Genomic DNA, 13,767 nt, shown 5'->3' on the forward strand with positions numbered 1-13,767 from the left:
CGCCCCGCCGTCGCATCGGAACCGCGGATCAGCGCGCGCGGGCGATTTCCTCGCCCCGATCGCGGGTGGCAGCCAAGGTGTCGGTGAGGAGCTTCAGCAGCCGGTCGTCCGCATCGAGGACGTTCAATCCCTCGCGCGTCATCCCGCCGGGACTCGCCACGCGGTCGGCCAATATCGCCGGACTTTCATTTGCCTGCGCGGCAAGGCTCGCAGAACCTTGGACGGTGGCGAGCGCCATCCGTGCGGCCTGATCGGCTGAAAGTCCAATCGCTTCCCCGGCACGCGCGAACGCATCGATGAAGCGGAACAAAAAGGCCGGCCCACAGCCCGACAGGGCGGTCAGCGCGTTAAATTGCCCTTCGTCTTCGATCCACTCGGCTGCACCTAATGGCGTAATGAGCGCGTCCACTTGCCCACGGGCTGAGTGGGACACCTTGCCGTCGGCGTACAGTCCAGTGACGCCCTGCCCCAAGGCGACAGGCAGGTTAGGCATCGCCCGGACGATGTCCTGGGCCAGCGGGAAACGCTTGCGCAGGTCCGCAACCGGCGTCCCCGCCAATATCGAGACGATGCGCGTATCAGCCGCGCAAAGAGGCGCAAGCGAGGCTGCTACATCGTCAAGCTGATAGGGCTTCATTCCCAACAGCACTGTCACATGCGCGGGCAGAGATGTTGGATAGTCTGTCACCACCCGCACCCCGTCCGCGACAGCACGGCCGCTCGGCCGCAACACGGTGACGCTCGCGGGATCAAGGCCGCATGCCAGCCATCGGGCGAGCATTTGCCCAGCCATATTGCCGCAGCCAACCATGAACAGGTGTGCGGGCCAAGCTTGCGTCATGGACAATCCTCAGGCTTCGCCGCGCGTCTCGATCAAGCTGGCGGAAATCGCCTCCGTGGGGCTCTTGCCGCCCCATAGGACGAACTGGAACACCGGGTAGAAACGCTCGCATTCGTCGATCGCGGTTTCGACCAGTATCTGCGCCTGATCCAGCGTCAGCACGCCTCCCGCGCCCAGCAGAGCGCCGTGCCGGAACAACACGATGCCACTGGAAGACCAAAGCTCGAAATGCCCGAGCCAAAGCTGCTCATTGATCAGGCCCAGCGTTTCGTAGATCGTCGCCCGCTTCTCTTCCGTGACGCGGATGTCGGGCAGGGCCAGCAGTTGCAGCACCTGATCTTCGTCGCGCCAGATGCCGCGCAGTTCATATTGCGCCCAGCTACCCTGCGTGCTGGCGACGATTTCATCTTCGCCGACCTGATCGAAACTCCACCCGTTCGCTTCGAAATAGGCGGCCAGCATATCGATCGGCGCGGCCTCCTGGCCGCCATTTTCAAATTCGTCGCTGTCCATCATTGGCTGGCCATAGAGCATTTCCCGGCGGCAAGGAAACCACCGACTGAGGGAAACGCATCAAAATAGGCGATCGTTGCAGAAAACCAACGGACAGGCGGCAAAGCCTGCTTATTCCGCGTCGCCTGCCTTGGGCTTTGGCGAGCGGACCGTCTTTGTCACTGGCTCACTCGACCGGCCTTCCAGCGCGTCGATCCGGGCCTTCAGCAATTCGACCTCTTCACGGGCCGCCGCTGCCAGCGCCTTCAGGGCATCGAATTCTTCGCGGCTGACGAAATCCACGCCGCCGATCCACTGCTTGGCCTTTTCGCGGGCGTTGGTTTCAAACTCCCGGCTCATGCCAGCGACTGTTCCCGCAGCGCCGTTCACCAGCTTGGCGAGGTCGTCGAAAAAGCGGTTTTCGCTCTGCATGATCTGAATGTCCTTGTTTGCTAGCGCGCGAATGTGCGCCACGATGATGTCATATCTGGGCCTTGAGCGCGGGCGCGACAAGGGTCTCAGCATCCGGATTGAGGCGCCCGATCTCATAATTCAGCGCCGATGCAAAGCCCAGCCATGCCAGATAAGGCAGCAGCAACAATCCCGCGACCCGCCTGATGCGCCAGAACAGCCATGCCGTCACAGCTACGGCGACGAAAAGGACGACGATCAACCCAAGCGCATTATCGACCTGATGCGCGCGGAAGAAAAGCGGCGACCAGACGAGGTTTAGCGCCAGCTGGATGAGGAACAGGATGATAGCCACCGCCCTGCCCCGCGCTCCCCGCGCATGAATGACGATGGCAAGGGCAAGACCCATCAGGATGTAAAGGATCGTCCAGGCGACACCAAAAGCCCAGCCGGGCGGCATGAAGTCGGGCTTCACCAGCGCGTCGAACCAGCGGTTGCCATATCCGCTATTGGCCAGCTTGCCCGACAGGAAGCCCAGGAACACGATCGCCGGAACCGTGACCAGCGCCCATCGCAGATAGGCCAAACGCAACTGACCGGGGGACGCGATTTCATTCATCGTCGGCGCAGCTCCACTAATCCTCACTCGGCGGCCTCGGACGAATCCTTCAGACCCTTGTCAAGCCGCCAGTAATCGGTTTGCGGTGAAACACTTCATCCCGCAACCGCGAATAGCGGTGGAAGACCGGCATCTGTCACAAAATCAAACGCCTGCCGGACTATGAGCAAGCCCGCGCCTAGGCGTCCAACCTCGCGCCGATCAGAAACTCGACATTGCCCTGGGGGCCGGTGATGGGGCTTGGCGTCACGCCCAGCACTGTCCAGCCCTTCGCCGTCAGCCACTGGCTGACTTCCTCGCAGACACGAGCATGTATGGCGGGATCGCGCACGACGCCGCCCTTACCGACCTCTTCCCGACCAGCCTCGAACTGCGGCTTGATAAGGGCAACGAGATGCGCCCCGGCCCGGGCGAAATCCAGCGGCCGGTCCAGCACCTTCGCCAGCGAAATGAAGCTCGCGTCGCATACGATAATATCGACCGGCTCCGGGATATGGACGGCCGTCAATATGCGGGCGCTCGTCTGTTCATGCACGACCACGCGCTGGTCGGATCGCAGCTTCCACGCAAGCTGGTTCGTCCCGCTATCCACCGCATAGACCCGCGCCGCGCCGTTGGTCAGCAGCACATCGGTAAAGCCGCCTGTCGAGCTTCCGACATCGATCGCGACCATGCCAGTCACGTCCAGCGCGAAATGATCAATGCCGTGGGCCAGCTTTATGCCTCCCCGCGACACCCACGGATGATCGCGGCCCTTCACCTCCAGCGCGGCATCCTCCGCGACCTGCTGCCCCGCCTTTTCGATCTTCCTGTCGCCCAAGAAGACGAGGCCCGCAAGGATGAGCGCCTGCGCCCGTGCCCTGCTCTCCGCCAGACCACGATCGACGAGCAACTGATCCGCGCGCAACTTCGCCATCAGCGCACCAGCGCCGTCAGCGTGGACACCGTCAGCAGCTGCGGCAGGACCTCGGCGGATTTTCCCGGAGCGTACCAGAGGTAGAGCGGCACGCCCGATCGTCCCTGCGCCTCCAGAAAGCGGGTGATCGCCGGGTCCGCACTCGTCCAGTCACCCACCATCACCGTCACGCCCGCCCTGGCAAAGGCCTCCCGCGTGTCGGCGCGGTCGATGGCGGCAGCTTCATTGGCCTTGCAGGTCAGGCACCAGTCGGCGGTGAAATAGAGGAATACCGGCTTTCCAGCGGCGCGCAGCCCGGCCAGCTTCACTTCGTCAAAAGCCACAACGCCATCCTTCGCCTGCGCAACGCCAGTCGAATGCGCAGGCAGCATCACCATCCCCGCGCCAAGCAACAGCGCAGCAGCTAGCATGACGAGCAGCCCGCCCCGCTTGCCGCGATGCTGACGCGCCCCAAGCCACCACAACAGCAGCGCCAACAGCAAAGCCGCGCCCAGACCAATCGTCATCCCCTGCACGCCGCGCTGCTGCCCCAGCAGCCAGCCAAGACCTAGCGCGGTCAGGAACATCGGAATCGACAATATCCTCTGGAAAGTCTCCATCCACAGCCCCGGCCGTGGCAAGCGCCCCCGAAGCGCCGGTATATAGGCGAGCAACAGAAAGGGCAGAGCAAGGCCAAAGCCCAACCCGGCAAACACCGCAAGCGCCGCCGCGACCGGCAGCACCAGCGCCGCACCCATCGCCACCCCCATGAAAGGCCCGGTGCAAGGCGTGGCGACGAAAGCGACCAACGCGCCGGTCCAGAAGGAACCCGCAATGCCCTTCTTCCCCGCCAGCTTCTCCCCACCACCAAAAGCGCTCAGTTCAAACAATCCCGCGAGGTTGAAGGCGACCGCCGTGACCAGCAGCAGCAGCAGCAAGATGACGCGCGGGTCCTGCAACTGAAACGCCCAGCCCACCGCCACGCCCGCCGACCGGATCGCCAGCAGCAACCCTCCGAGCAGCAGGCATGTCAGAATGACCCCCACGCCATAGGCCAGCGCCTCCCGCCGCACCGTCGCTTCGTCCCCGCCAGCGCGCGCCAGCTTGAGCGCCTTCAGCCCCAGGATCGGAAACACGCACGGCATGATATTGAGCAGCAGCCCGCCCAATATCGCCCCGCCAAGCGCGATCAGCGCCGTGCGCAGCAGACCTGAACTCACCCCCGCAACCACGCCGGGGCGAGCCGTCACCAGAAAGCCTACATGGTCCCCGGTGCGGAGGACTGCCTGAAGGGCATCACCCTTGAATCCCTGCCCGGCCTCGGTTTCAATCAGCAGCCGGTCCCCCTGACGTTGGACCGATTGAGGCGCGGCATAGCGGACGACACCCTCTTCCAACGGAAAGAGATGCACGTCAGACGCCGCAGCTTCCCCCGGAAAAGGGATCGACATCCGCAGCTTACCGTCGGCGACGGCGTAACTCGCCTCGCTCCCGAGCGGACGGGGCAAGCGCGCGCGCCAGCCATCGAACCGGGCCTGCGTCGCGGGCGCCACCGCGCCATCGCCCGCGACTAAATCCAGCGCGATATCGGCACTCTCGGGCACGCAAGTCTTGTCGGTGCAGGCAAGCCATTCCGCCTTCCCGCGGATCGGCAAACGCGTGCCTTTCGCCACCTCAGGCGCAACATTGACAGGCGCGAGGAGCGAATAAGGCCCCTCATAAACATGGTTCATCAGGCCGGAAATGAGCAGCGTCTCGGGCACCGGATAGCGCAACGCCCCAATGCTCACGCCTTTGGGCAGCACCCATTTCACGGTCATGCCCAGACCCGCATCACCCGGATTTTGCCAATAGCCGTGCCAGCCAGCCTCCGGCGTCATGACGAAGGCGATGTTGCTGGTCCGGTCCGGAGCAGGTGCGTCGCTTTCGGCAACCAACTGCGCGGCGATATGCGGCGCGCCCGATCCGAATGCGCCTTGAGCGCTGGCCGCAGGCGCGACAAACAGCGCCAGCGTCATCAGGAGGACATGGAAAATCCGCATCGGGCCTCTGTTCGCGTGGATCACAGCGGGCTAGGTCGGCATGGTTGCGCCGTCAAGGCACAGAAGGGCTCGTACAAAGATGTTCAGGAAAACGCTTCACACCCTCCTGCTGCTGGCGCCCCTGCCTGCGCTGGCCCAGCCTCCGGCAAGCCCCACCCCGTCCGACCCGCCGCCCCGGCTCATCATCGCGATCTCGGTCGATCAGTTTTCGGCCGATCTCTTCAGCGAATATCGTCCTTATTATAGCGGCGGCCTCAAGCGCTTGAGCGAAGGCGCCGTGTTCCCGCGCGGATATCAAAGCCACGCCGCAACCGAAACCTGCCCCGGCCACAGCACCATCCTGACCGGCAGCCGCCCTTCACGCACTGGCATCATCGCCAATAGCTGGATCGATCAGAGTGCTGCCCGGCCCGACAAGACGATCTACTGCGCAGAGGATGAGAAACAGCCGGATAGCAGCAGTTCCAAATATATCCCCTCCCCCGTCCATTTGCGCGTCCCCACGCTCGGCGAACGCATGAAGGCAATCAATCCCGCCGTCCGCAATGTATCCATCGCCGGAAAGGATCGCGCGGCCATCATGATGGGTGGCGCAAAGGCGGATCAAGTCTGGTGGCTGGGGTCAAAGGGCTATGTCAGCTATCCCGGCACGCCAACGCCGCCGCTGGTCGCACGGGTGAATGAAGTGTTCGCACAACGGCTCACCCAGCCCAATCCCGGTTTTGACCTGCCTCCGCAATGCGCCGCCAAGGATTTCCCCGTGAGTGCGGGCGCACGGATTGTCGGCACCGGCCGCTTCGCAAGGCCCGCCGGTCAATTCGGCGCATTCCGTGCGTCGCCTGAGCAGGATGCCATGACCCTGGCGTTCGCCGCCGCCGCCATCGAAAGCATGGACCTTGGCAAGCAGGCTCAGACCGACCTCCTTTCCATCGGCCTTTCGGCGACCGACGTCATCGGCCACGCCTATGGCACGGAAGGAACCGAAAGCTGCATCCAGATCGATCGGCTGGACCGCGAACTGGGCGCCTTCTTTGACCGTCTCGACAAGCAGGGCATCGATTATGTCGTGATGCTCACCGCAGATCATGGCGGCCACGACCTGCCGGAGCGGCATCAGCAAAATGCGATGCCGATGGAACAGCGCGTCGATCCGGCGCTCATGCCCCGAGCGCTTTCAGAAGCAGTGGTCGCCCGCACCGGCATAGGTGGCAAGGGCTTGGTTCAGGGCGACGGCCCATCCGGCGATCTTTATTTCGACCGCAATCTCACCCGCGCCCAGCGCGCCAAGGTGGAAGCCGCCACGCTCGCCTTGTTGCGCGCCCATCCGCAGGTCGAAACCGTCTTTACCAAGGCGCAAATCGCCGCCGCGCCGTCTCCTTCAGGTCCGCCGGAAAGCTGGAACCTGCTGCAGGAAGTCCGGGCCAGCTTCGATCCCGAACGCTCGGGCGACCTTGTCCTGCTGCTGAAACCACGCGTGACGCCCATCGCCGATCCTTCGCATGGCTCCGTGGCCACGCACGGTTCGCCCTGGGACACGGACAGGCGCGTTCCGATCCTCTTCTGGCGCAAGGGCATGCGGCATTTCGAACAGCCGCTCGGCGTCGAAACCGCGGATATCATGCCGACGCTGTCGGCCCTCATTCATCTGCCCGTGCCCCGTAATGAGATAGACGGCAGGTGCCTCGACCTGCTGGCAGGCCAAGGCGACAGCTGCTCGGCAAACTGAGGTCAGATATTCTCTGCGAAGCCGTCCCGCTCCGCGTCCATCAAGGAGTGAACGCGGTGCGGCGCTGATACTTCGACCCGGCTGGTCACCTCATATTGCGCCTTCGCCTGACGCACATTGCTGTTCGCCGGAACGCTGTCGGTCAGCCAGACATTGCCGCCGATCACAGACCGGCTGCCGATGATGATGCGGCCCAAAATGGTGGCGCCCGCATATATCACCACATCATCCTCGATGATCGGGTGCCGGGCGATCGCCTTGGCCAACGCGCCCCTCTCATCGGCGGGAAAGCTGCGCGCGCCCAGCGTCACGCCCTGATACAGCCGTACCCTGTCACCCACTATGGCCGTCTCGCCGATGACGACACCGGTGCCATGATCGACGAAGAAGCTGCGCCCGATGGTCGCGCCCGGATGAATGTCGATACCCGTGCGCGAATGGGCAATCTCGGAGATGATGCGGGCGACCAGTGGCGCGCCCAGATCATAGAGGCGATGGGCAAGCCGATGATGGATGATCGCCAGCATTGATGGATAGCAGATCAGCACCTCATCGACGCTGCGCGCGGCGGGATCGCCCAGGAACGCCGCTTCCACATCGGAATCGAGCAAGTCGCGCAAGCCAGGCAGGCTTTGAGCAAAATTGCCGATGATGCGCGCGGCTTCGCCATCGATTTCGGCAGGCGGTCTGCCATGCATATTGTAGAGAAGCTCAAGGCGTATCTGGCCGTAGAGGCGGCTGAGCGCCGTTTGCAAGGTCTGCGCTACAAAGGCATCTTCATTGTGGATGCGAATGAAGCTGGGGCCAAGGCGCAACGGAAACAGCGCGCCGCATAGCGACGTCATGATCTTGGCAAGATTGGCCCGTGACGGAAAACCCTCCGCGCCATATTCGGCGTGATGCTGCTGCGCCGCGCGCCAGCCTGTGCGAACCTTCCCCAGATCGCCCACCAGCCGATCCAGGTCCCAATAGCCTTCCAGAAGCTGATCTTCGCTTTCGCCGTCTGCGGTCATATGCGCCTCTTGTTCAACGGAAGCTGGCATAGACCGCCACCAGCCGATCCGGTAAACGAGTTTTGCTTGTCCCCGCGATGTTTCTTTTTAACCCGAAACGTCAGCCCGGTTTCAGCGGGCGAGGCTGGCACCAGCCATATGCAGGCGGATTTCCACACTCAACCCGCCTCCGGGCCGGTTTTTCAGAACCAGGCTGCCGCCTTCCTGATCGACCGCCTTCGCCACGATCGCGAGGCCCAGCCCTAAACCCCGAGTATAACGCCCCCGCGCCTCATCAAGTCTGAAAAAGGGCTTCAGCACCTCCTCCAACTTGTCCTCCGGGATGCCCGGACCATCGTCCTCCACCCGGATCAGCGCCTCGCCAGCGCGGGGCTCGACGCTGACATAGGCCCGCTGACCATAATGGAGCGCGTTCTCGACCAGATTGATGACCGCCCGGCGCAACAGCATCGGCCGGACATCCATTTCCAGATGATCCGGCCCCTCATAGCTGACATCGGCGCCCTGGTCCTGAAAGGCGTCCACCACCGTCGCCACCGTGACAGCCACGTCCGCGCGCACAGGTGGCTCGCCATTCTTCTCCCCGCCGAGGAAGGCCAGCAGAGATTCGATCATCGCCCCCATTTCCTCAAGGTCACCGGCCATCGCGTCGCGCGCTTCCGCATCGCGAATTCCCTCGAGCCGTAGCTGCAAGCGCGCCAACGGCGTGCGCAAGTCGTGCCCGACAGCGGCCAGCGTTTCGGTGCGTTCGGTGATCAGGCGATGTATGCGCGTCTGCATCGCATTGAACGCGCGGATCAGGTCCCGCACATCGCTGGTCCCGCTTTCCGCTACCACCACCTCGTCGCTCAGACCGATATGCTCGGTCGCCTTGGTAAGGTCCTTGAGCGGCGCCAGCGTCCGCCGGATCAGCATGCCCCCGGCCACCATCAGCGCCACCAGCGGGATAAGCGCCAGCCCCATGCGCCCGATGGTAAAGGTCCACTGCCCCCCGCTATGGCGCATCCCGAAATAGAGCCAGCTGCGATCAGGCAACTGCAAGCCGCCATTGATCTGCGACACCCGCCCCCCGGGCGACGCGAGCCGCAGCCACAGCCTCGACTGTTCCAGGCTCGGCTCCCAGGCAATGATCTGCCGCCGCATCCGCTGCAATTCCGGCGCCAGCGTGGGCGGTGGCGGCGACGCAGGTGTCCAGTGGATGTCATAGCGGTCGGTGGTAAGCTGGATCGCCATCGCATGCCGGTCGTTCGCTGGTTGCTCCGTCACCAGCTTGCGCGCGATCACCAGATGCTCGGCCAGACGCCGCGCCTCGTCATCCTGTAAGGAAAGATGGCCCGCCCGCTCGTAAATCAGCGTGCCGACCGCAAATTCCAGCGTAAGCGCCAGCAGCAGGATCGCCAACAGCCGTCCGACCAGACCCAGCGACCGGCTCATATGCAGGGTCAAGCCCGGCTGACTTCCGCGTTGAACATATAGCCCACGCCGCGCACGGTCGTGATGGGCGCTGCTGCACCTTCGGTCGATAGCTTCCGCCGCAACCGGCTGACCAGCACATCGATGCTGCGGTCGGAGCTGTCGCCCATGCGCGTGCGCGACAATTCTATCAGCCGCTCGCGCGCGATGACCCGCTGCGGATGGCTGAGGAAGGAACCCAGCAGGTCGAACTCCGCGCCCGTCAGGTCCACGATCGCGCCAGTGGGCGAACGCAGTTCCCGGCGCGGGAAGTTGACAACCCAGCCGTCAAAGCGCGCCTCATTCTCGCGATGTTCGTCAGGCCCCCGCTCCACGCCGACGCGGCGCAGGATCGCCCGTATCCGCGCGATCAGTTCGCGTGTGCCGAACGGCTTGGGCAGATAATCGTCCGCGCCCAGTTCCAGGCCTACGATCCGATCGGTCTCGCTGCCCTTTGCGCTGATGAAGATGATCGGGACATCGCTCTTGCGGCGGATCTGGCGGCACAGGTCGATGCCGTTGGTGCCCGGCAGCATGACGTCCAGCACGACCAGATCAACCGGCCCAGCGTCGAAGGCCACCCACATCTCTGGCCCCGAAGAGGCAGGACGCACCTGATAGCCATGTTCCTGAAGCGCGCGCGCGGTAAGCGTGCGCAGCGGCGGATCGTCCTCGACAAGTATGATCGTGGGGGCGGTCATGCCGGAAATGTTGCGCGACTAAAACGGCTCATAGCGCCTGAAGTAGGGGCGAGTACCGACAGGGTCAACCGGACGTTACCGCAGAAACCCTTGGAAACAGGTTCAGCAATGATTTGTCATGCGAAGGACAATTTTGCCCCCATGACGAGCAAGAATGCCATGCCGGGCCTTGTGAAAGGCCCGGCATGATTTCCGTCAGAAAGCGGCCGACAGGGAGAAGACCACCTGGCTGCGGGCGATCGACTTGCCGAAATTGTCACCGTCCTGAACCATGAAGTTCGGGCGGATGTAGGTTTCATCCGACCGCTTGATGTCGGTATCGACATAAGCAACGCCCAGGGTCAGCGGCGTGCCGGGGATGGCGACATCCGCGCCGACCAGCCAGTCGAGATACTTGCCCGTGGGCGCGATCGACGTGCCGTTGGGGCCAAGGCCGGGGTTACCGTCCGAATAGCCCAGATGCGCCTTCAGCGTAACCGGCGTGCCCGGCACTGCGCCGCTCACGTCACCCCAGATGTACAGATTGTCATCCTTGTCGCCCGGATCAGCAACCGTGCATGCCGCGTCGCTGCACCAGTTGCCCAGAGCCTGCTGCTTGGGCGCATAGGCGACACCGAGCAGACCCTTGACGGGGCCGAGCTGGCTCGAAAGCTTCACATAGGGTTCGGCGAAGTCGGTCTTGTCCGCGCCCGACGGGTACATGTACCAGGTCAGGCCGACGTCCAGCGTCGCGCCGCCCAGCGGGATGGCGTAGCCAGCGAACAGGTCCAGTTCCATGTTGGAACCGCCGAACTGCCCCCATCCGGAAAGGTTCGAAGCCCAGGTGCCGACATAGGCGCCGCTTTCGTGCGTGGCAGTGATGCCGCCCTGAATGGCCATGCCCTTGTCGCTCTGCGACACGCCACGGAAACGATAGTCGGAAACCAGCGCGACGCTGCCCGAAACGGTGACAGGACCTTCAGCTTCTTCCTGAGCGAAGGCCGGAGCGCCCGACAACAGGGCAAGAGCCGCACAGGCCATCTGCAACTTAGCGATTTTCATGAACATTCCCCTTTTTCGGTAAGAATGTTCCATCCTGCGTCCGCTCTGGCCCAAAGGTCTGAATGCCCCGGATCCCGGCGGATTGACAGCAGGCTAAGGCGCGCCCGGATGAAGGGGAATGGACTTCTACCGCAAGTGCGAAGGTGACATTCAGATAGTGCCCTCAAAGGCACGGTTATTTGCTGATGGCGTTCCAAACATGTCTATTTGATTTCCTGATCACATCCACACATGAAAAAGCCGCCGCACCTGGAAGTGGTGCGGCGGCTAAAGACACCTGATGGGGGTGAGGTTCAGGCGGCGAGGTTACGCAAGCGTCCCGTTGCACCCGCCAGTTCGACGCTGACTCCGGTGCCGCGGCGGCGATCCATCCATTCCCGCACCATCTCGGCGCAGGTATGGTCGATATGGAGCAGCCGCTCGACGTTCAGGATGACTGGACGTTCGGCAGGAACCGACTCCAGCTTTGCGGACAATTTGGGAAGTGTCAGGAATGTGGCTGTGCCATGCAGCGCCAATTCATGCGCATCATCCCGCTGGTCCTCGTCCAGACCCAGCCGCAAACGGCGCGCATGGGGCAGCAGCTCAAGCAGCGACAGACCAATACCCACCAGCACGCCCGTCAGCAGGTCCATCGTGACCACCATGATCAGCGTAACCGCCCACACCACGGCGGGTAGCGGGCCGTAACGATGAAGCAGGTGCTTCACATGGTCCAGACTGACCAATCGAACGCCGGTCACGACCAGAATGCCTGCCAGCGCCGCCATCGGAATCTCCCGCAGCAACCAAGGCAGCAACGCCACAAAGCCGAGTATCCAGATGCCGTGCAGGACAGCGGACATGCGGGTCTTGGCACCCGCCTGGACGTTCGCGGAACTGCGGACGATAACGCCGGTCATTGGCAAAGCGCCCGCAACGCCGCACAGCAGGTTGCCTACGCCCTGCGCGCTCAATTCGCGATTATAGTTGGTCCGCACGCCATCATGCATCCGGTCTACCGCAGCGGCCGACAGCAATGTTTCGGCGCTGGCGATGAAGGCGATCGCGATAGCAGTCGTGATGACCGTCGGGTTCATCAACTGCTGAAACAGCCCCTCGCCCGGCAATGTCACCGCTGCGACGATCGATTCCGGGACCGCCACGCGGGCCACCGGCAGGCTGAACAGAAACGCCACCAGCGTCGCCAGAACCACGCCGACTAGGGCGCCGGGCAGCAGCTTCATCGACGCGGGGCGGATCTTTTCCCAACCCAGCATGCCGCCGATGGTAACAAGACCCACCGCAAAGGCGGTCGCGGCGTCCTGATTGCTGAGGCCGAAAAGCTGGCCCGGCATCGCGATCAGGTTCGCAAGCCCGCTGGAAAGCGGCTTGTCATCGAACAGGACGTGGAACTGCCCCACGACGATCAAGACGCCGATGCCTGCGAGCATGCCGTGAACGACAGCGGGCGAAATGGCGCGAAACCATCCTCCGACCCTCATCAATCCGGCAATGACCTGGATAGCACCGGCAAGGATCAGGATCGGCCCGAGCGCGGACAGGCCCTGCTCGCGCACGATTTCAAAGACGATGACGGCAAGGCCCGCCGCCGGGCCGCTGACCTGCAAGGGAGAACCGGCCAGCAGGCCGACGACGATGCCGCCGATGATACCGGTGATCAGCCCCTTCTCTGGCGGCACGCCGGAGGCGACCGCGATGCCCATACAGAGGGGCATCGCGACCAGGAACACGACGATGGATGCGGTGAAGTCGCGGCTGAACGTGCCGCCGGAAAGAGCCTTCAGCATGAGGCTTACTCCGCGGCCATGGCGATGCTGGTTTCACCAGCAAGGCGCCGTGCCTGAGCGTGTGCGACAGGAAGCGGATCGCCTTCGCGCATCGGCATGAAGCGACCGGTTTCCCCGTCGAGCCCAAGAACCTGACCCGCATGAATATCGACATACCAGCCATGCAGCGCGATTTCCCCACGCGCCACGCCCGACGCCACCGACGGATGGGTGCGAAGGTGGTTTAATTGCACCACGACATTTTCCAGCGCCATGTTGCGCAGCTTTTCCGCGTCGCTCAGATCGGACGGGTAATTCTCGCGACACACCTTCTGCGCGGCATGCGAGTGACGCAGCCATGCGGCAACATTGGGCATCGACGTCAGGTCGGCATCCGTCGCCAGCGCCTTCATCGCCCCGCAGTCGCTGTGCCCGCATACGATAATGTCGCGCACGCCCAGAACCATGACTGCATATTCGACCGTCGCGGTGACGCCGCCCAGTTGGCTGGCGTGCGGGGGCACGATGTTGCCCGCGTTGCGACACACGAACAGATCGCCGGGATCGGCCTGCATGATATGTTCCGGCACGATGCGGGAATCCGCGCAGGAAATCATCAACGCCTTTGGGTTCTGCCCATGATTGGCAAGCTGGTTGTAAAGCGTGCTCTTGTCCGGAAAGACCTTGCTTTCGAAACTGAAGACGCGACCGATAAGCTCGTTCATGGCTTCTATCCTTCTTTTTGGTTGCCGATCAGGGGGCGGA

At 63.3% G+C, this 13,767-nt stretch carries 13 protein-coding genes; 1 reads left to right on the top strand and 12 read right to left on the bottom strand.

Annotated elements, in window-relative coordinates:
- Window positions 1-28: 28 nt before the first annotated feature.
- From proC to AC6JBC_RS09705, 6 genes are all read right to left on the bottom strand, one after another.
- Complete coding sequence (gene proC / locus AC6JBC_RS09680; RefSeq protein ID WP_498023990.1) at window positions 29-841, bottom strand: pyrroline-5-carboxylate reductase; 813 nt, start codon at window positions 839-841, stop codon at window positions 29-31.
- A gap of 9 nt (window positions 842-850) precedes the next feature.
- On the bottom strand, window positions 851-1,357 hold the full coding sequence (locus AC6JBC_RS09685; protein WP_196224098.1) for a type III secretion system chaperone family protein: 507 nt from the start codon (window positions 1,355-1,357) through the stop codon (window positions 851-853).
- A 108-nt stretch (window positions 1,358-1,465) separates the two neighbouring features.
- The gene (locus AC6JBC_RS09690; RefSeq protein ID WP_498023992.1) at window positions 1,466-1,765 is read right to left on the bottom strand and encodes an accessory factor UbiK family protein; all 300 of its coding nucleotides are present in this window, start codon (window positions 1,763-1,765) and stop codon (window positions 1,466-1,468) included.
- 49 nt (window positions 1,766-1,814) lie between these two features.
- Window positions 1,815-2,363 (bottom strand): TspO/MBR family protein, encoded by a 549-nt coding sequence (locus tag AC6JBC_RS09695; RefSeq protein ID WP_498023993.1) that lies wholly within the window; start codon window positions 2,361-2,363, stop codon window positions 1,815-1,817.
- 178 nt (window positions 2,364-2,541) lie between these two features.
- The gene (locus tag AC6JBC_RS09700; RefSeq protein WP_498023994.1) at window positions 2,542-3,279 is read right to left on the bottom strand and encodes a TlyA family RNA methyltransferase; all 738 of its coding nucleotides are present in this window, start codon (window positions 3,277-3,279) and stop codon (window positions 2,542-2,544) included.
- A complete protein-coding gene (locus tag AC6JBC_RS09705) occupies window positions 3,279-5,300 on the bottom strand; it encodes a protein-disulfide reductase DsbD family protein (RefSeq protein ID WP_498023995.1) in 2,022 nt (673 codons plus the stop codon). The genes AC6JBC_RS09700 and AC6JBC_RS09705 overlap by 1 nt, the downstream gene beginning before the upstream one ends.
- Window positions 5,301-5,379: 79 nt before the next feature.
- Between AC6JBC_RS09705 and AC6JBC_RS09710 the strand changes: the two genes are divergently transcribed.
- Complete coding sequence (locus AC6JBC_RS09710) at window positions 5,380-7,026, top strand: alkaline phosphatase family protein (protein ID WP_498023997.1); 1,647 nt, start codon at window positions 5,380-5,382, stop codon at window positions 7,024-7,026.
- Between the two features lie 2 nt (window positions 7,027-7,028).
- Here AC6JBC_RS09710 and epsC read toward each other — a convergent pair whose 3' ends face one another.
- From epsC to AC6JBC_RS09740, 6 genes are all read right to left on the bottom strand, one after another.
- A complete protein-coding gene (epsC, locus tag AC6JBC_RS09715) occupies window positions 7,029-8,039 on the bottom strand; it encodes a serine O-acetyltransferase EpsC (protein WP_498023998.1) in 1,011 nt (336 codons plus the stop codon).
- Between the two features lie 111 nt (window positions 8,040-8,150).
- On the bottom strand, window positions 8,151-9,473 hold the full coding sequence (locus AC6JBC_RS09720; RefSeq protein ID WP_498023999.1) for an ATP-binding protein: 1,323 nt from the start codon (window positions 9,471-9,473) through the stop codon (window positions 8,151-8,153).
- An 8-nt stretch (window positions 9,474-9,481) separates the two neighbouring features.
- Window positions 9,482-10,192 (bottom strand): response regulator, encoded by a 711-nt coding sequence (locus tag AC6JBC_RS09725; RefSeq protein WP_449474649.1) that lies wholly within the window; start codon window positions 10,190-10,192, stop codon window positions 9,482-9,484.
- Between the two features lie 195 nt (window positions 10,193-10,387).
- On the bottom strand, window positions 10,388-11,239 hold the full coding sequence (locus AC6JBC_RS09730) for a TorF family putative porin (RefSeq protein WP_498024002.1): 852 nt from the start codon (window positions 11,237-11,239) through the stop codon (window positions 10,388-10,390).
- Between the two features lie 287 nt (window positions 11,240-11,526).
- Window positions 11,527-13,023, bottom strand: coding sequence for a SulP family inorganic anion transporter (locus tag AC6JBC_RS09735; RefSeq protein WP_498024003.1), 1,497 nt, complete (start codon window positions 13,021-13,023; stop codon window positions 11,527-11,529).
- A gap of 5 nt (window positions 13,024-13,028) precedes the next feature.
- Entirely contained in the window at window positions 13,029-13,727 is a 699-nt protein-coding gene (locus tag AC6JBC_RS09740; protein WP_498024004.1) for a carbonic anhydrase, read from the bottom strand.
- Window positions 13,728-13,767 lie beyond the last annotated feature (40 nt).

The organism is Sphingobium sp. RC1, from assembly GCF_059738765.1.

Excerpts from the sequence above, each read along its gene's own strand:
- AC6JBC_RS09695 (WP_498023993.1), bottom strand. The coding sequence starts at position 2,363 with ATGAATGAAATCGCGTCCCCCGGTCAGTTGCGTTTGGCCTATCTGCGA.
- AC6JBC_RS09710 (WP_498023997.1), top strand. The coding sequence starts at position 5,380 with ATGTTCAGGAAAACGCTTCACACCCTCCTGCTGCTGGCGCCCCTGCCT.
- AC6JBC_RS09730 (WP_498024002.1), bottom strand. The coding sequence starts at position 11,239 with ATGTTCATGAAAATCGCTAAGTTGCAGATGGCCTGTGCGGCTCTTGCC.
- AC6JBC_RS09700 (WP_498023994.1), bottom strand. The coding sequence starts at position 3,279 with ATGGCGAAGTTGCGCGCGGATCAGTTGCTCGTCGATCGTGGTCTGGCG.
- AC6JBC_RS09740 (WP_498024004.1), bottom strand. The coding sequence starts at position 13,727 with ATGAACGAGCTTATCGGTCGCGTCTTCAGTTTCGAAAGCAAGGTCTTT.
- proC (WP_498023990.1), bottom strand. The coding sequence starts at position 841 with ATGACGCAAGCTTGGCCCGCACACCTGTTCATGGTTGGCTGCGGCAAT.
- AC6JBC_RS09705 (WP_498023995.1), bottom strand. The coding sequence starts at position 5,300 with ATGCGGATTTTCCATGTCCTCCTGATGACGCTGGCGCTGTTTGTCGCG.
- epsC (WP_498023998.1), bottom strand. The coding sequence starts at position 8,039 with ATGACCGCAGACGGCGAAAGCGAAGATCAGCTTCTGGAAGGCTATTGG.
- AC6JBC_RS09690 (WP_498023992.1), bottom strand. The coding sequence starts at position 1,765 with ATGCAGAGCGAAAACCGCTTTTTCGACGACCTCGCCAAGCTGGTGAAC.
- AC6JBC_RS09725 (WP_449474649.1), bottom strand. The coding sequence starts at position 10,192 with ATGACCGCCCCCACGATCATACTTGTCGAGGACGATCCGCCGCTGCGC.
- AC6JBC_RS09735 (WP_498024003.1), bottom strand. The coding sequence starts at position 13,023 with ATGCTGAAGGCTCTTTCCGGCGGCACGTTCAGCCGCGACTTCACCGCA.
- AC6JBC_RS09720 (WP_498023999.1), bottom strand. The coding sequence starts at position 9,473 with ATGAGCCGGTCGCTGGGTCTGGTCGGACGGCTGTTGGCGATCCTGCTG.
- AC6JBC_RS09685 (WP_196224098.1), bottom strand. The coding sequence starts at position 1,357 with ATGATGGACAGCGACGAATTTGAAAATGGCGGCCAGGAGGCCGCGCCG.